Genomic DNA, 17764 nt, shown 5'->3' on the forward strand with positions numbered 1-17764 from the left:
AAGAAGGTGTAAGGAGGCGTTATGAAAACGCGTATTCATGTTGTGCAGGGTGATATTACCAAACTGGCCGTTGATGTGATTGTGAATGCGGCTAATCCGTCATTAATGGGAGGCGGCGGCGTCGATGGGGCCATTCATCGCGCAGCGGGTCCGGCCCTGCTGGATGCCTGTTTAAAAGTCAGGCAACAGCAGGGCGATTGCCCTACGGGGCATGCCGTTATTACGCTTGCAGGCGATCTTCCCGCTAAAGCCGTAGTACACACCGTCGGGCCAGTCTGGCGTGGTGGGGAACAAAACGAAGACCAGCTTTTGCAGGATGCCTATCTGAATAGCCTACGACTGGTGGCGGCAAACAGCTATACGTCAGTGGCTTTTCCTGCAATCAGTACTGGGGTTTATAGTTACCCTCGTGCGGCAGCGGCTGAAATCGCAGTTAAAACCGTTTCAGAATTTATTACCCGTCACGCTTTACCCGAACAGGTATACTTTGTCTGTTATGATGAAGAAAACGCCCACCTCTACGAAAGACTCCTTACCCAACAAGGAGATGAATGATTTGCCCCGGCTGGCGAGCGCGGTGCTGCCACTGTGTTCGCAACATCCCGGTCAGTGTGGTCTTTTCCCTCTGGAGAAAAGTCTGGATGCGTTTGCCGCCCGGTATCGTCTGGCCGAAATGGCAGAGCATACGCTGGATGTTCAGTATTACATCTGGCAGGACGATATGTCGGGGCGGTTACTGTTTTCCGCCCTGTTAGCCGCAGCAAAGCGTGGCGTTCGCGTCCGTTTGTTGCTGGACGACAACAATACGCCCGGACTTGACGACATTTTGCGCTTGCTTGACAGTCATCCACGCATTGAAGTCCGGCTTTTTAATCCTTTCTCGTTTCGCTTGCTACGTCCGCTTGGATATATCACCGACTTTTCCCGTCTCAATCGCCGGATGCACAATAAAAGTTTCACTGTCGATGGCGTGGTTACCCTAGTGGGAGGACGAAATATTGGTGATGCCTATTTTGGTGCAGGGGAAGAGCCACTTTTTTCGGATTTAGATGTCATGGCAATAGGCCCCGTGGTAGAGGATGTTGCCGATGATTTCGCCCGCTACTGGTATTGCAAATCGGTTTCACCCTTACAGCAGGTGCTGGATGTCCCGGAAGGTGAAATGGCGGATCGCATCGAGTTACCCGCCTCCTGGCATAACGATGCCATGACGCATCGTTATTTACGCAAAATGGAATCCAGTCCATTTATAAATCATCTGGTTGATGGAACGTTGCCGCTTATCTGGGCGAAGACACGTTTATTAAGTGATGATCCGGCGAAAGGGGAGGGCAAGGCAAAACGGCATTCACTGTTACCGCAGCGCCTGTTCGATATCATGGGCTCACCCAGTGAACGCATCGATATTATCTCTTCCTATTTTGTACCGACACGCGCAGGTGTGGCGCAACTCTTACGGATGGTGAGAAAAGGGGTAAAGATTGCGATCCTAACCAATTCTCTTGCCGCTAACGATGTTGCTGTCGTCCATGCCGGATACGCGCGCTGGCGCAAAAAATTGCTCCGCTATGGCGTGGAATTATATGAACTCAAGCCGACGCGTGAACAAAGCAGTACGTTACACGATCGCGGCATAACCGGTAATTCCGGTGCCAGCCTGCATGCTAAAACTTTTAGCATCGATGGTAAAACGGTGTTTATCGGCTCTTTCAATTTCGATCCGCGTTCAACATTGCTCAATACTGAAATGGGCTTCGTGATAGAGAGCGAAACGCTGGCACAGTTAATTGATAAACGCTTTATTCAGAGCCAGTACGATGCGGCCTGGCAGCTCCGTCTGGACAGGTGGGGACGGATCAACTGGGTTGATCGTCATGCAAAGAAAGAGGTTATTCTCAAAAAAGAACCCGCCACCAGTTTCTGGAAGCGGGTTATGGTCAGACTGGCGTCGATATTGCCCGTGGAATGGTTATTGTAAATGTGGCTTAACGGGCTGGTGCTTTATCGTTCTCACGCTTAACAACCGGTTTACCAGAGAACAAAAACTTCAGTAACGGGATGCGTAAATGAATTTCATACAGAATTATCGCAATCCCTACTACGAATATCAGGCCACAGAGAAAACCAAGCCAGTTGGAGGTGATGTGCGGTGTAATGTATGCGCCGAAAAACAGCGTTAACGGGTGGTGAACCAGATAGATAAACAGCGATGCGTTAACAAAATAAGTCACCCGCGCTGACTGGAAGTTAAGCAAACGGTGGCCAAAGGAGAAGACCACATTCACCATCCACAGGCCGAGGACCATGGTGATCACCGACTCGGTTTCGTACATCCAGGCATCGCCACTGCCATAGCGCTGGTTGAGTAAATAAGCGACAAACGCCAATGCTGCAGCGAGGGTACAGCCACGAGACGGCGTGGTAAACAAGGCTTTAAGATGAGGGAAAATGAAAGCCAGTGCGCCGAGGATAAAGAACGGTAAATAAAATAGCGTTTGCATGACAATAAAATTGAACATGCCATTACTCAGAATGGGTGGATACACAATAAAAATCGTTCTTCTTATTACCGCATAGCCGATGCCGAGGCATAAAAAAATCACCGATAGTTTTACCATCGAGAATTTTTTATTCGTTTTATCAGAATTTTCTAAATTATTTCTGATGCGCTTAAATATCCATACACACAGCGTCGTCATGACTACTAACACCAGTAAAAACCACAGGTGTGATATTAATTCCCAGGCCAACGTATTATATTTGTCATACAATGATAGCCCAGGCCAACTTTCCGCTTTCCCTTTGACATATTGCAGCATAATAAATTGCGGTAATGTCAGTAGGGGGATGGCTGTTAACATCGGGATACCTACACGTTCGACACGTACTTTCCACCATTTTTTCAAGGGATAGCGTAAAAAAAGCATGTAGGAAAAGTATCCGGATATAACGAAAAATACCTGCATGCGGAACGAGTGGATGAAGTCATTAAAAAGGGTTAGCCACAATGACGGTTCGGCGCTATTCACATGCCATGTATGGCTCGAATAGATTAAAGAAATATGAAAAGGGATCCCTAACAACATCAGCCAGGCGCGGATGGAGTCGAGGAAATATTCACGTTGCGCGGGTACTGGATTCATATATGGTTAACTAATCTCGGATTTTTCGTCTTATCCCTGTCGGGTTATGCCTTTAGGCTTGTTGCCATAGCGACACCGACCTGACCGCGCCAGGCGCAGGCTTCAAGGTTTTTATGCATAGCATCATCGCTACCACTAACCAGAATGGAAGCGTCTGTAAGACGGTTGATAAATAAATTTGCTGGCAAACCCTACACGAAGTCGATGCTTCTGTCTTTAGGAGAAGCACGGAAAGTGAAAACGGTTGCAATCAGGTGCTTAATCCATGAGCCAGCGTGCTGAACGATACCGGGATTCAGTTGTCGGAATGGCTGGTTATCCATTAAAATAGATCGGATCGATATAAGCACACAAAGGGGGAAGTGCTTACTAATTATGAAACATAAACTACAAATGATGAAAATGCGTTGGTTGAGTGCTGCAGTAATGTTAACCCTGTATACATCTTCAAGCTGGGCTTTCAGTATTGATGATGTCGCAAAGCAAGCTCAATCCTTAGCCGGGAAAGGCTATGAGGCGCCTAAAAGCAACTTGCCCTCCGTTTTCCGCGACATGAAATACGCGGACTATCAGCAGATCCAGTTTAATCATGACAAAGCGTACTGGAACAATCTGAAGACCCCATTCAAACTCGAGTTCTACCATCAGGGTATGTACTTCGATACCCCGGTCAAAATAAATGAAGTGACTGCCACCGCAGTCAAACGAATCAAATACAGCCCGGATTATTTCACTTTCGGCGATGTTCAGCATGACAAAGACACGGTAAAAGACCTTGGTTTTGCCGGTTTTAAAGTGCTTTACCCGATCAACAGCAAAGATAAAAACGATGAAATCGTCAGCATGCTCGGGGCCAGCTATTTCCGCGTGATTGGTGCAGGTCAGGTTTATGGCCTTTCTGCCCGCGGCCTAGCAATTGATACCGCTTTGCCATCGGGTGAAGAATTTCCACGCTTCAAAGAGTTCTGGATCGAGCGTCCAAAACCGACTGATAAACGTTTAACCATTTATGCATTGCTTGACTCGCCGCGTGCGACAGGTGCTTACAAATTCGTGGTTATGCCAGGGCGTGACACGGTTGTGGATGTGCAGTCGAAAATCTATCTGCGCGATAAAGTCGGCAAACTGGGGGTTGCACCGTTAACCAGTATGTTCCTGTTTGGGCCGAACCAACCGTCGCCTGCAAATAACTATCGTCCGGAGTTGCACGACTCTAACGGTCTGTCTATCCATGCTGGTAATGGCGAATGGATCTGGCGTCCGTTGAATAACCCGAAACATTTAGCGGTCAGCAGCTTCTCCATGGAAAACCCGCGAGGCTTTGGTCTGTTGCAACGAGGTCGTGATTTCTCCCGCTTTGAAGATCTCGATGATCGTTACGATCTCCGTCCAAGCGCATGGGTGACTCCGAAAGGGGAGTGGGGCAAAGGCAGCGTTGAGCTGGTGGAAATTCCAACCAACGATGAAACCAACGATAACATCGTCGCTTACTGGACGCCGGATCAGCTGCCGGAGCCGGGTAAAGAGATGAACTTTAAATACACCATCACCTTCAGCCGTGATGAAGACAAACTGCATGCGCCAGATAACGCATGGGTGCAACAAACGCGTCGTTCAACGGGGGATGTGAAGCAGTCGAACCTGATTCGCCAGCCTGACGGTACTATCGCCTTTGTGGTCGATTTTACCGGCGCAGAGATGAAAAAACTGCCAGAGGATACCCCGGTCACAGCGCAAACCAGCATTGGTGATAATGGTGAGATAGTTGAAAGCACGGTGCGCTATAACCCGGTTACCAAAGGCTGGCGTCTGGTGATGCGTGTGAAAGTGAAAGATGCCAAGAAAATCACTGAAATGCGTGCTGCGCTGGTGAATGCCGATCAGACGTTGAGTGAAACCTGGAGCTACCAGTTACCTGCCAATGAATAAGACAACTGAGTACATTGACGCAATGCCCATCGCCGCAAGCGAGAAAGCAGCATTGCCGAAGACTGATATCCGCGCCGTTCATCAGGCGCTGGATGCCGAACACCGCACCTGGGCGCGGGAGGATGATTCCCCGCAAGGCTCGGTAAAGGCGCGTCTGGAACAAGCCTGGCCAGATTCACTTGCTGATGGACAGTTAATTAAAGACGACGAAGGGCGCGATCAGCTTAAGGCGATGCCAGAAGCAAAACGCTCCTCGATGTTTCCCGACCCGTGGCGTACCAACCCGGTAGGCCGTTTCTGGGATCGCCTGCGTGGACGCGATGTCACGCCGCGCTATCTGGCTCGTTTGACCAAAGAAGAGCAGGAGAGCGAGCAAAAGTGGCGTACCGTTGGTACCATCCGCCGTTACATTCTGTTGATCCTGACGCTCGCGCAAACTGTTGTCGCGACCTGGTATATGAAGACCATTCTTCCTTATCAGGGTTGGGCGCTGATTAATCCTATGGATATGGTTGGTCAGGATTTGTGGGTTTCCTTTATGCAGCTTCTGCCTTATATGCTGCAAACCGGTATCCTGATCCTTTTTGCGGTACTGTTCTGTTGGGTGTCCGCCGGATTCTGGACGGCGTTGATGGGCTTCCTGCAACTGCTTATTGGTCGCGATAAATACAGTATATCTGCGTCAACAGTTGGCGATGAACCATTAAACCCGGAGCATCGCACGGCGTTGATCATGCCTATCTGTAACGAAGACGTGAACCGTGTTTTTGCTGGCTTGCGTGCAACGTGGGAATCAGTAAAAGCCACCGGGAATGCCAAACACTTTGATGTCTACATTCTGAGTGACAGTTATAACCCGGATATCTGCGTCGCAGAGCAAAAAGCCTGGATGGAGCTTATCGCTGAAGTCGGTGGCGAAGGTCAGATTTTCTATCGCCGCCGCCGTCGCCGCGTGAAGCGTAAAAGCGGTAATATCGATGACTTCTGCCGTCGCTGGGGCAGCCAGTACAGCTACATGGTGGTGCTGGATGCTGACTCGGTAATGACCGGTGATTGTTTATGCGGCCTGGTGCGCTTGATGGAAGCCAACCCGAACGCCGGGATCATTCAGTCGTCGCCGAAAGCGTCCGGTATGGATACGCTGTATGCGCGCTGTCAGCAGTTCGCGACCCGCGTGTATGGGCCACTGTTTACAGCCGGTTTGCACTTCTGGCAACTTGGCGAGTCGCACTACTGGGGACATAACGCGATTATCCGCGTGAAACCATTTATCGAGCACTGCGCACTGGCTCCGCTGCCGGGCGAAGGTTCCTTTGCCGGTTCAATCCTGTCACATGACTTCGTAGAAGCGGCGTTGATGCGCCGTGCAGGTTGGGGGGTCTGGATTGCTTACGATCTCCCGGGTTCTTATGAAGAATTGCCGCCTAACTTGCTTGATGAGCTAAAACGTGACCGCCGCTGGTGCCACGGTAACCTGATGAACTTCCGTCTGTTCCTGGTTAAGGGTATGCACCCGGTTCACCGTGCGGTGTTCCTGACGGGCGTGATGTCTTATCTCTCCGCTCCGCTGTGGTTTATGTTCCTCGCGCTCTCTACTGCATTGCAGGTAGTGCATGCGTTGACCGAACCGCAATACTTCCTGCAACCACGGCAGTTGTTCCCGGTGTGGCCGCAGTGGCGTCCTGAGCTGGCGATTGCACTTTTTGCTTCGACCATGGTGCTGTTGTTCCTGCCGAAGTTATTGAGCATTTTGCTTATCTGGTGCAAAGGAACGAAAGAATACGGCGGCTTCTGGCGCGTTACATTATCGTTGCTGCTGGAAGTGCTGTTTTCCGTGCTGCTGGCTCCGGTACGCATGCTGTTCCATACGGTCTTCGTTGTCAGCGCGTTCCTTGGCTGGGAAGTGGTGTGGAATTCACCGCAGCGTGATGATGACTCCACTTCATGGGGCGAAGCGTTCAAACGCCACGGCTCACAGCTGCTGTTGGGGTTAGTGTGGGCTGTTGGGATGGCGTGGCTGGATCTGCGTTTCCTGTTCTGGCTGGCACCGATTGTCTTCTCGTTGATCCTGTCACCGTTTGTTTCGGTGATTTCCAGCCGTGCCACCGTTGGTCTGCGCACCAAACGCTGGAAACTGTTCCTGATCCCGGAAGAGTATTCACCGCCGCAGGTGCTGGTTGATACCGATCGGTTCCTTGAGATGAATCGCCAACGCTCCCTTGACGATGGCTTTATGCACGCAGTGTTTAACCCGTCATTTAACGCTCTGGCAACCGCAATGGCGACAGCGCGTCACCGCGCCAGTAAGGTGCTGGAAATCGCCCGTGACCGCCACGTTGAACAGGCGCTTAACGAGACGCCAGAGAAGCTGAATCGCGATCGTCGCCTGGTGCTGCTAAGCGATCCGGTGACGATGGCCCGTCTGCATTTCCGCGTCTGGAATTCCCCTGAAAGATATTCTTCATGGGTGAGTTATTACGAAGGGATAAAGCTCAATCCACTGGCATTGCGTAAACCGGATGCGGCTTCGCAATAAAAACGTAGTTGCCTGATGCGCTACGCTTATCAGGCCTACATCGTTCCTGCAATTTATTGATTTTGCAAGATTTTGTAGGTCGGATAAGGCGTTCACGCCACATCCGGCAAAAACAACGAGCCAATAAAAATACCGGCGTTATGCCGTAATGCCAGTCAGTTAAGCAACTGACTGGCTCTTTTTCGGGGCTGTGGGGTATTTCCAGGGCCTCTCCTTTACCACTCTCGATCGATAGGAATTAAAACCCCAAAAAGATTAAAAAAACACCACAAAACGGATGTTTCTTCAACACCACTTTTGCTCCATATGAACGGAACCGACGATTAAACTGGATGGCTCTGATTGATTCAGGGTATGAATGGCGGTTTTTTGCTCCGTTTCCCTCAAAATGGACGCAACTTCCCCTCTGCGGCTCTCAGCCGCACCACCGCATCCGGGCCAGCGGCTCATGCATCAGGACCTGCTCTGCCAGACGGTAGCCCCGCTTCAGCCCCGTAAAACGCATCTGACTCCCGCACAGCACGCACTTCAGCGGGTCAACCTTCAGTAACCTCTGATACATCCCTCTCCAGGTGATTTGCATCGCCGTTTTTCTCACTGTCTCCGTTATGATGTACACCACTTCTTCCAGTAACCGCCGTTTCGCCGGACTTAAAAAAACGTAGTACCTCACCATACGGAACCCCTTATCCGCCACATGCCAGGAGAACCTTTCCATGGACTCATCTCCACTCATCAACAGGTATTCTTCCCGTTTTGTTCGGTGACTGTTGTAACGCAGACCGATTTCATCCTGACCGGCATAATGCTCCAGACGACTCATCGGCACCGGTGGCTTTTTCAGGTAAGAGCCAAAGTACACCGCCACATGGGTGGCATTATCCATTACCCGGGATACGTTGACATTCCAGCCACGGCGGTAATGCGTGTCCAGGAAGCGATTCCATTCCCGTTTACTGCTTCCTTCTGCTGCCAGCGCATCCGGCATCACCAGGTAAGGGTATTTCCGTGACAGCAACCGTGTTATCCGGTAGCGCCACATGCTCATCACCTTACGGGCGTAAAAATGAAGATTTTTCCAGGTGTGGCCCGACGTCACACCACCGGCAGTTGTCGATAAATGGATATGCGGATGCCACTGCTGGTCACGCCCCCATGTGTGGATCACCGTGAATATCCCCGGCTCCACATCTGCCTGATGGCAGATTTCCAGTATCACATCCGCTGCAATGCGGCTCATCTCTGCCAGTAACCACCGGTTGTGGAACACCAGGGACCAGTACTGGCAGGGAAGTGTGAACACAATATGCTGCCACGGGCAGTAGGGGACCAGGCTCAGCAGATACTGTATCCACTGTGCGCCAGCCTTCACCCCGCAGTGCGGGCAGGAGCGGCTTTTACACCGGAAGCAGACCTTTTTTGTATGGCAACAGTCCGGTGATGAACAACACCACTGCGTGTAGCCCATCAGTGTGGTCCCGCAGGCCATGATTTTTGTCACTGATTCAATTACCACCGGACGGACTGCCCCTTCCGGTTGTTTCTCCAGCCAGTTAAGCCAGCGGTTTCCCTGCTGAAAAATATCGGCAAAACGGGGGAGCATCAGAAGGGCGGGGCGACTCCGTCCGGCCAGTGAACCGTGCCACACTCCGGGCAGTACATACCGCCGGCGCTGATACCGGCAAGAATGGTCGCAAATTCCCGCTCCGTGCAGCGGGCGATTTCCGGATATCCTTCGTCATCAACACGTACAAACCAGAAGACCAGCTTTTTGTTTCCCGCATCCACAAAGAACGGAATATTCAGGTCTGCGCAGCATTCAACGGCATCGTCAAAACTATCAAAGCGCAGAACTTCTGCGTCTTCTTCGTCAAAAAAATCATCTTCGTGAAGCTTCACGACATAGCGGGGAAGTTTGCTTCTTTGAGAGGCGGGTTTACGTTTACGGGGTTTAGCTGAACGGGCCATATAACCACCTGAAAGACAATGACATTGCCTGTTTTTATAACGGTAATTGCAGACCATGACAAGCCGCAGCCGTCAGGCTGCCTACTCGATAATTTAAGTTCAGCAGCAGTTAAAACAGCAGGTGTACTTATCAGCTTTCAGGCTGTACTATCCGCTTATCAGCGAGTAATGGAAGTTGGCCTTCAACGTGCAAGTGCTGAACGTTCAATTGATTTCGTATTTTCTAAAGATGCAAATCAAGTAAAAGATTTCACAAAGTCATTAGCTCAAACAACGGGTTTAGATATCGCTGAACTGCAATCACAGTTTGCTGGTTTCGGTGCTTCAGCTAGAGAGTCTCTAGGCATTCAAGGTTCTGAAGAACTTTTTAGAAATATGATTGGCTATTCTCGTCTGATGGGGCGAAGTGAAGAAGAGATTAAGCGAGCACTGACAGCATTATCACAGATGGCTGGTAAGGGTCAGATTATGGCTGAAGAGCTTAAGGGGCAACTAGCTGAAGCTGTTCCTGGTATGGTTCAGGTATTCGCTAAAGCAACCGGAAAGACTGAACAGGAATTATTTGATGCTATGAAGAAGGGGGCTTTAAAATCTGCCGATACTCTTCAGAAGGTCACTCAGGAACTGAATAAACAAATCACCGCTAAAGGTGGCTGGAAAGCTATTTCAGAAAGTACACAGGCACAACTAGGGAACTTGAAAAACTCTTGGAATACCACGCTTGATAGTATCTTCAGAGGTTCTGAAAATGGTCTGCAAGATTTTACAAGAAGCTTAACCAATCTTTTAAACGCTCTTGGTGGAAGTGGTAAGAGTCTTGGTGAATCTCTTGGTAGTCTCATGACTTCTATGTCACATGGTGTCGATTCATTGACCGATATTAGTTACAGGGTAAGGGCGTTCTTTGATGAGGTGACATTAGCTTACCGTCCACTAAATGACACTCAGAGGAAAATTGTTGATGGTTTATCTGATGGGTTAATTGATGGTCTGAAGATGCTTGCTGTGGCTGTTACTGCTCAAAAGGCTGCAAATGTAGCAGGAGGCTTGTTAAACCTTGCAAACGCTGTTACTTCATTCGGTGACGCTGTTAATAAAGCTAAAGCTGGCAAGGCTGGTTCTTCAGGTGGTGCGCTAAATAAAGTCGGTAGAGTTGTCCTTTATGCTGAGTTGGTAAATTTTGCTCTTGATAATTTAAACCCTGAAGCAGCTAAGAATCCGAACTTACATCAATCAGGTATTGGCACAGAAACAAACTTCAACCCTGAATACAAAGGTGATTCATCTAAGCCAATAGTTCTATCGCTGACTGGTTTAATGGTGCAACTAATAAAATTGCTAACTTCCAAGAACCGATGAATAACTTCGTAAATAACACACAATCAACTCCATCAGCTATCACAGGTGACATGGTTAATAGCAATGCTCAATTAGCTATGGCTGTATCAGAGTTAGGAAGAAAGGTAGACGCTTTAACAGCAGAAACTAAGAAGCCTTTATCAGTTAATATCACTGGTGAAGCAACTGTTAGACCGGATGCACCATCTTTCTTTAGCTTCAATCAATCAGCTAATGACCAATTCACGCAGGATATGCTCTTAAGTTCAAGCTATCCAGAGGAAGAATGATTTCTTATATATCCGTGTGCTACGTGAAATATTCTGAACAGATATACCCACTGAAAAATAGTGAACCGCCCCGGGTTTCCTGGAGAGTGTTTTATCTGTGAACTCAGGCTGCCAGATCATCGTTTCCGATGGAAGCATAATAAGCTTTTTCTGCTTCTGCCGGAGGGATGTGGCCCAGCCTTTCCAGCAATCGTCGATTGTTATACCAGTCCACCCACGTGAGTGTGGCCAGTTCCACTTCTGCACGGTTTTTCCAGCTCTTACGGTGTATTACCTCCGCTTTGTAAAGACCATTGATGCTCTCCGCCATCGCGTTGTCATACGAGTCGCCTGTACTTCCTGTTGATGCCAGTAATCCGGCTTCCTTAAGCCGCTGTGTGTAGGCCAGCGATACATACTGAGAACCTTTATCACTGTGATGGACCGTGCCGGACGGTCGACGGGCCCATAACGCCTGCTCCAGTGCATCCAGCACGAATGTCGTTTCCATGGACGATGAGACCCGCCACCCCACGATGTATCCGGCAAACACATCAATGATGAACGCCACATAGACGAAGCCCCGCCATGTGCTGACGTAAGTAAAATCAGCCACCCACAGCTGGTCAGGTCGTTCTGCCACGAACTGACGGTTTACGCGGTCGCCTGCGGCAACGGCTTTCCGGCTGATGGTCGTACGGACTTTTTTACCCCGGAGAACACCGGCAAGTCCCATAACCGCCATGAGACGTGCCACAGTGCATCTGGCCACTCTGATACCTTCCCGTAACAACTGACGCCAGACTTTACACCGTATACCTTGTGATTTTCATCGTATACGCGCTGTATCTCTTTCTTCAGCCAGTCATCGCGCTGCGCACGGGCACTGCGTTTATCCGGATGATGTCGCTGTTGCTGACAGTGGTAATACGTTGACGGGGCAATATGCAGTTCGCTGCATAGCGGTCCGCCCCCGTACTGCTCACGCAGCTTATCCAGCAGTGGCATCATTTTTTCCAGAGGCGGTCGAACTCCGCCTTCGCAAAATAAGCGGAAGCCTGGCGAAGGATATCGTTACTGCGGCGCAGTTCACGATTTTCACGCTCCAGCTCTTTCAGACGCTGACGTTCAGCGGTGGTGAGCCCTCCATCACCGCCCCCGGTATCCCGCTCATGCTGGCGACCCCAGACACGCAGAGTCTCCGGCGTACAGCCAATCTTTGGGGCAATGGAACAAATTGTCGCCCATTGTGAGTCATATTCGCCCTGACTTTCCAGAACCATACGGACTGCCCGTTGACGGACTTCGGGGGAAAAACGAGTATTTTTAGTCATCCTGTTTACCTCTTTCTCAGGAAGTTTAGTCTCCAGGATTCCCGGGGCGGTTCAATACTGACACTATTGATAGCCTTAAATTACAGCGTGAAGATTTGCAGCGTAAAATCTCAAAAATGGCAGAACTTGCTATTGAACTCGATGATATGACAATTATCACAGAGAAATTACGCGACATGAAGAATGCGCTTTCAAAACTCAATCATGATATCGAAGAGGATACAAAGCGGATAAAGGCCATCACAACTGGAAGCCTCAAAGATATTGACAGGACAACAAAGGAAGGGATGGTAGAGACACAGCTACTTATCAAGGGCGTACTCAAAGAAATAGTTATAGATGCCGCTAAACGTCGATGTTGAAGTGGCACACTGAATTTGGCCACCTGAACAGAGGTGATATGCTCACCTCAGAACAACACAGGTGCTCCAATGAAAAAAAGAAATTTTAGCGCAGAGTTTAAACGCGAATCCGCTCAACTGGTTGTTGACCAGAAATACACGGTGGCAGATGCCGCCAAAGCTATGGATGTTGGCCTTTCCACAATGACAAGATGGGTCAAACAACTGCGTGATGAGCGTCAGGGCAAAACACCAAAAGCCTCCCCCATTACCCCGGAACAAATTGAAATCCGTGAGCTCAGGAAAAAGCTACAACGCATTGAAATGGAGAATGAAATATTAAAAAAGGCTACCGCGCTCTTGATGTCAGACTCCCTGAACAGTTCTCGATAATCGGGAAACTCAGAGCGCATTATCCTGTGGTCACACTCTGCCATGTGTTCGGGGTTCATCGCAGCAGCTACAGATACTGGAAAAACCGTCCTGAAAAACCAGACGGCAGACGGGCTGTATTACGCAGTCAGGTACTTGAGCTACATGGCATCAGCCACGGTTCGGCCGGAGCAAGAAGCATCGCCACAATGGCAACCCGGAGAGGCTACCAGATGGGACGCTGGCTTGCTGGCAGGCTCATGAAAGAGCTGGGGCTGGTCAGCTGTCAGCAGCCGACTCACCGGTATAAACGTGGTGGTCATGAACATGTTGCTATCCCTAACTACCTTGAAAGGCAGTTCGCCGTGACCGAGCCAAATCAGGTGTGGTGCGGTGATGTGACCTATATCTGGACGGGTAAGCGCTGGGCGTACCTCGCCGTTGTTCTCGACCTGTTCGCAAGAAAACCAGTGGGCTGGGCCATGTCGTTCTCGCCGGACAGCAGGCTCACCATGAAAGCGCTGGAAATGGCATGGGAAACCCGTGGTAAGCCCGGCGGGGTGATGTTCCACAGCGAGCAGGGCAGTCATTATACGAGCAGGCAGTTCCGGCAGTTATTGTGGCGATACCAGATCAGACAGAGTATGAGCCGGCGCGGAAACTGCTGGGATAACAGCCCAATGGAACGCTTCTTCAGGAGTCTGAAGAACGAATGGATGCCGGTGGTGGGTTACGTAAGCTTCAGCGAGGCAGCTCACGCCATAACGGACTATATCGTTGGATATTACAGTGCACTAAGACCGCACGAATATAACGGTGGGTTACCCCCAAACGAATCGGAAAATCGATACTGGAAAAACTCTAACTCGGTGGCCAGTTTTTGTTGACCACTTCACTCATTAGCTGAGGCTGTGAAGGTGCTCTCACCATTTTTAACGCTAACGCTCTTAGAGCACGTTACACGGGCTTTTAACGCTTCATCTGATAACTCACTTGCCGAATAGCTAAAAAGCTCTTTACAGGTCAGCATAGGGCTTCCAAGACTTGTCGTAGTGTTGCCAGTGTTCTTTTTACTGGTAGCACCGCCATCATTCGTGGTAGAAGTCCGTCCAGTGGCTGCTGAAACATCAGTTTGCCCTACAATAGCTTTGAAGTTAATTTCCTGAAAAGTTAGCTGGATTCTCAGTCCGTTTGAAATTCCAACATCTTTAGAGGCTTTAAAGCTTGTAATAATGGAGTCGTCAATCTTAATACCATCTTTACAGATAACTGAAATAATCTGCTTCTGGTCACGCCAGTTTTCAAGAGTGTCGATGAAGTTCTCCACCAGCTTATTATCTCGTGAGATAAGGGTACTACCGGATTCACTAGACTGGCCCCCTGAATCTCCAGACAACCAGTATCACTTATTTAAGTGATAGTCTTAATACTAGTTTTTAGACTAGTCATTGGAGAACAGATGATTGATGTCTTAGGGCCGGAGAAACGCAGACGGCGTACCACACAGGAAAAGATCGCAATTGTTCAGCAGAGCTTTGAACCGGGGATGACGGTCTCCCTCGTTGCCCGGCAACATGGTGTAGCAGCCAGCCAGTTATTTCTCTGGCGTAAGCAATACCAGGAAGGAAGTCTTACTGCTGTGGCCGCCGGAGAACAGGTTGTTCCTGCCTCTGAACTTGCTGCCGCCATGAAGCAGATTAAAGAACTCCAGCGCCTGCTCGGCAAGAAAACGATGGAAAATGAACTCCTCAAAGAAGCCGTTGAATATGGACGGGCAAAAAAGTGGATAGCGCACGCGCCCTTATTGCCCGGGGATGGGGAGTAAGCTTAGTCAGCCGTTGTCTCCGGGTGTCGCGTGCGCACGTGCACGTCATTCTCAGACGAACCGATGACTGGATGGATGGCCGCCGCAGTCGTCACACTGATGATACGGATGTGCTTCTCCGTATACACCATGTTATCGGAGAGCTGCCCACGTATGGTTATCGTCGGGTATGGGCGCTGCTTCGCAGACAGGCAGAACTTGATGGTATGCCTGCGATCAATGCCAAACGTGTTTACCGGCTCATGCGCCAGAATGCGCTGTTGCTTGAGCGAAAACCTGCTGTACCGCCATCGAAACGGGCACATACAGGCAGAGTGGCCGTGAAAGAAAGCAATCAGCGATGGTGCTCTGACGGGTTCGAGTTCTGCTGTGATAACGGAGAGAGACTGCGTGTCACGTTCGCGCTGGACTGCTGTGATCGTGAGGCACTGCACTGGGCGGTGACTACCGGCGGCTTCAACAGTGAAACAGTACAGGACGTCATGCTGGGAGCGGTGGAACGCCGCTTCGGCAACGATCTTCCGTCGTCTCCAGTGGAGTGGCTGACGGATAATGGTTCATGCTACCGGGCTAATGAAACACGCCAGTTCGCCCGGATGTTGGGACTTGAACCGAAGAACACGGCGGTGCGTAGTCCGGAGAGTAACGGAATAGCAGAGAGCTTCGTGAAAACGATAAAGCGTGACTACATCAGTATCATGCCCAAACCAGACGGGTTAACGGCAGCAAAGAACCTTGCAGAGGCGTTCGAGCATTATAACGAATGGCATCCGCATAGTGCGCTGGGTTATCGCTCGCCACGGGAATATCTGCGGCAGCGGGCTTGTAATGGGTTAAGTGATAACAGATGTCTGGAAATATAGGGGCAAATCCATTCACCAACCACAACCACACCACTGATTGAAATAGTTCTAGGTGAACGCATTACATTATCTGTTACAGTCTGCCCTGATTGCATATTTTGAGTGGTAACCATCATAGGGCTATCAAATTCCATGTTTTCAGTTGCTGATAGTGACAAGAAATTATCTGGTTGGCCTTGTAGATGGAAGTAAACACCATCTTTGCCAGTGTAACGAAGCTGATTAGAGTAAATCATTAAATTCTCTTTTGATTTCAAAGACTTAGCGCATTTTAATCATTTTTAACCAAGCCTTTGATATATAAGTATTTTCTCTGTTAAGCGTGAGCTACGTAAATTCTATGAACCGCCCCGGGAATCCTGGAGACTAAACTTCCTGAGAAAGAGGTAAACAGGATGACTAAAAATACTCGTTTTTCCCCCGAAGTCCGTCAACGGGCAGTCCGTATGGTTCTGGAAAGTCAGGGCGAATATGACTCACAATGGGCGACAATTTGTTCCATTGCTCCAAAGATTGGCTGTACGCCGGAGACTCTGCGTGTCTGGGTTCGCCAGCATGAGCGGGATACCGGGGGCGGTGATGGAGGGCTCACCACCGCTGAACGTCAGCGTCTGAAAGAGCCGGAGCGTGAAAATCGTGAACTGCGCCGCAGTAACGATATCCTTCGCCAGGCTTCCGCTTATTTTGCGAAGGCGGAGTTCGACCGCCTCTGGAAAAAATGATGCCACTGCTGGATAAGCTGCGTGAGCAGTACGGGGTCGGACCGCTATGCAGCGAACTGCATATTGCCCCGTCAACGTATTACCACTGTCAGCAACAGCGACATCATCCGGATAAACGCAGTGCCCGTGCGCAGCGCGATGACTGGCAGAAGAAAGAGATACAGCGCGTATACGATGAAAATCACAAGGTATACGGTGTAAAGTCTGGCGTCAGTTGTTACGGGAAGGTATCAGAGTGGCCAGATGCACTGTGGCACGTCTCATGGCGGTTATGGGACTTGCCGGTGTTCTCCGGGGTAAAAAGGTCCGTACGACCATCGGCCGGAAAGCCGTTGCCGCAGGCGACCGCGTAAACCGTCAGTTCGTGGCAGAACGACCTGACCAGCTGTGGGTGGCTGATTTTACTTACGTCAGCACATGGCGGGGCTTCGTCTATGTGGCGTTCATCATTGATGTGTTTGCCGGATACATCGTGGGGTGGCGGGTCTCATCGTCCATGGAAACGACATTCGTGCTGGATGCACTGGAGCAGGCGTTATGGGCCCGTCGACCGTCCGGCACGGTCCATCACAGTGATAAAGGTTCTCAGTATGTATCGCTGGCCTACACACAGCGGCTTAAGGAAGCCGGATTACTGGCATCAACAGGAAGTACAGGCGACTCGTATGACAACGCGATGGCGGAGAGCATCAATGGTCTTTACAAATCGGAGGTAATACACCGTAAGAGCTGGAAAAACCGTGCAGAAGTGGAACTGGCCACACTCACGTGGGTGGACTGGTATAACAATCGACGATTGCTGGAAAGGCTGGGCCACATCCCTCCGGCAGAAGCAGAAAAAGCTTATTATGCTTCCATCGGAAACGATGATCTGGCAGCCTGAGTTCACAGATAAAACACTCTCCAGGAAACCCGGGGCGGTTCACTATTTTCAGTTTCAAAACGGTCGCATAATGCGAGCATGTAAAGGATAGTTGCATCCGTTTGCTTACGACTGATAGCCTTTGCACTACACCTGTTAGCTGAACGATTAGGGCATCTGTACATTCCAAAACGTTTTAAGGCATATCCACCAAGAACAATAGTAGCCCCACACTCAGAACATTTGAGGTAGCCTGAGTTTA

14 protein-coding genes, 3 pseudogenes and 6 other annotated features (1 of these 23 only partly in view) are annotated in these 17764 nt (G+C 49.9%); of the genes and pseudogenes, 11 read left to right on the top strand and 6 right to left on the bottom strand.

What is annotated here, in order from left to right:
• The first annotated feature begins 21 nt into the window (after nucleotides 1-21).
• Nucleotides 22-555, top strand: coding sequence for an RNase III inhibitor (locus SF1041; protein ID NP_706956.1), 534 nt, complete (start codon nucleotides 22-24; stop codon nucleotides 553-555).
• Nucleotides 497-1978: a synthase gene (ymdC, locus tag SF1042; protein NP_706957.2), complete on the top strand. Its 1482-nt coding sequence runs from the start codon at nucleotides 497-499 to the stop codon at nucleotides 1976-1978. Before SF1041 ends, ymdC begins: the two co-directional genes overlap by 59 nt.
• Nucleotides 1979-1985: 7 nt before the next feature.
• On the opposite strand, the gene mdoC is transcribed toward ymdC, so the two are convergent.
• Complete coding sequence (gene mdoC, locus SF1043) at nucleotides 1986-3143, bottom strand: glucans biosynthesis protein (protein ID NP_706958.2); 1158 nt, start codon at nucleotides 3141-3143, stop codon at nucleotides 1986-1988.
• 393 nt (nucleotides 3144-3536) lie between these two features.
• Here mdoC and mdoG point away from each other — a divergent pair, with 393 nt between their 5' ends.
• Together mdoG and mdoH are read left to right on the top strand one after the other, a co-directional pair.
• Nucleotides 3537-5072, top strand: a complete 1536-nt coding sequence (mdoG, locus tag SF1044; protein NP_706959.2) for a glucan biosynthesis protein G — start codon at nucleotides 3537-3539, stop codon at nucleotides 5070-5072.
• Entirely contained in the window at nucleotides 5065-7608 is a 2544-nt protein-coding gene (gene mdoH / locus SF1045) for a glucosyltransferase MdoH (RefSeq protein ID NP_706960.2), read from the top strand. Before mdoG ends, mdoH begins: the two co-directional genes overlap by 8 nt.
• 227 nt (nucleotides 7609-7835) lie before the next feature.
• Nucleotides 7836-9664 (bottom strand) — a mobile genetic element.
• Here the strand turns inward: mdoH and SF1046 are convergent.
• On the bottom strand, nucleotides 8024-9211 hold the full coding sequence (locus SF1046; RefSeq protein ID NP_706961.1) for an insertion sequence IS91 transposase: 1188 nt from the start codon (nucleotides 9209-9211) through the stop codon (nucleotides 8024-8026). Its footprint overlaps the feature before it by 1188 nt.
• Nucleotides 9211-9633, bottom strand: coding sequence for an insertion sequence IS91 protein (locus tag SF1048; protein NP_706962.1), 423 nt, complete (start codon nucleotides 9631-9633; stop codon nucleotides 9211-9213). (Lies within the feature at nucleotides 7836-9664.) Before SF1048 ends, SF1046 begins: the two co-directional genes overlap by 1 nt.
• Between SF1048 and SF1047 the strand changes: the two are divergent.
• A pseudogene (locus SF1047) lies at nucleotides 9595-11204 on the top strand. The gene SF1048 and the pseudogene SF1047 overlap by 39 nt on opposite strands.
• 61 nt (nucleotides 11205-11265) lie before the next feature.
• Nucleotides 11266-12571, bottom strand: a mobile genetic element.
• Here the strand turns inward: SF1047 and SF1049 are convergent.
• A pseudogene (locus tag SF1049) lies at nucleotides 11308-12191 on the bottom strand. Its footprint overlaps the feature before it by 884 nt.
• The gene (locus SF1050) at nucleotides 12191-12517 is read right to left on the bottom strand and encodes an insertion sequence element IS629 protein (RefSeq protein ID NP_706965.1); all 327 of its coding nucleotides are present in this window, start codon (nucleotides 12515-12517) and stop codon (nucleotides 12191-12193) included. Its footprint lies within the feature at nucleotides 11266-12571. Before SF1050 ends, SF1049 begins: the two are co-directional and overlap by 1 nt.
• 305 nt (nucleotides 12572-12876) lie before the next feature.
• Nucleotides 12877-14125: a mobile genetic element, on the top strand.
• On the opposite strand from SF1050, the gene SF1051 reads away from it, so the two are divergent.
• Together SF1051 and SF1052 are read left to right on the top strand one after the other, a co-directional pair.
• Complete coding sequence (locus tag SF1051; RefSeq protein ID NP_706966.1) at nucleotides 12913-13251, top strand: insertion sequence element IS911 transposase InsN; 339 nt, start codon at nucleotides 12913-12915, stop codon at nucleotides 13249-13251. It overlaps the preceding feature by 339 nt.
• Nucleotides 13278-14117: an insertion sequence element IS911 integrase core domain-containing protein gene (locus tag SF1052; protein ID NP_706967.1), complete on the top strand. Its 840-nt coding sequence runs from the start codon at nucleotides 13278-13280 to the stop codon at nucleotides 14115-14117. It lies within the feature at nucleotides 12877-14125.
• On the opposite strand, the gene SF1053 is transcribed toward SF1052, so the two are convergent.
• Nucleotides 14123-14626: a bacteriophage protein gene (locus SF1053; protein ID NP_706968.1), complete on the bottom strand. Its 504-nt coding sequence runs from the start codon at nucleotides 14624-14626 to the stop codon at nucleotides 14123-14125.
• Nucleotides 14599-15929, top strand: a mobile genetic element. It overlaps the preceding gene by 28 nt.
• Between SF1053 and SF1054 the strand changes: the two genes are divergently transcribed.
• The 4 genes and pseudogenes from SF1054 to SF1057 all read left to right on the top strand — a co-directional run bounded on the left by SF1054 (nucleotide 14645) and on the right by SF1057 (nucleotide 17523).
• Nucleotides 14645-15055, top strand: coding sequence for an IS2 repressor TnpA (locus SF1054; RefSeq protein NP_706969.3), 411 nt, complete (start codon nucleotides 14645-14647; stop codon nucleotides 15053-15055). It overlaps the preceding feature by 411 nt.
• Nucleotides 15013-15918, top strand: coding sequence for an IS2 transposase TnpB (locus tag SF1055; protein ID NP_706970.1), 906 nt, complete (start codon nucleotides 15013-15015; stop codon nucleotides 15916-15918). Its footprint lies within the feature at nucleotides 14599-15929. Before SF1054 ends, SF1055 begins: the two co-directional genes overlap by 43 nt.
• 330 nt (nucleotides 15930-16259) lie before the next feature.
• Nucleotides 16260-17565: a mobile genetic element, on the top strand.
• Complete coding sequence (locus SF1056) at nucleotides 16314-16640, top strand: insertion sequence element IS629 protein (RefSeq protein ID NP_706971.1); 327 nt, start codon at nucleotides 16314-16316, stop codon at nucleotides 16638-16640. It overlaps the preceding feature by 327 nt.
• Nucleotides 16640-17523 (top strand): annotated as a pseudogene (locus SF1057). Its footprint lies within the feature at nucleotides 16260-17565. The gene SF1056 and the pseudogene SF1057 overlap by 1 nt, the downstream one beginning before the upstream one ends.
• 181 nt (nucleotides 17566-17746) lie before the next feature.
• Nucleotides 17747-17764 (top strand) — a mobile genetic element; it runs 1246 nt beyond the window's last position.

Origin of the sequence: Shigella flexneri 2a str. 301, from assembly GCF_000006925.2 — a bacterium.
Classification (GTDB): Bacteria; Pseudomonadota; Gammaproteobacteria; order Enterobacterales; family Enterobacteriaceae; genus ECMA0423.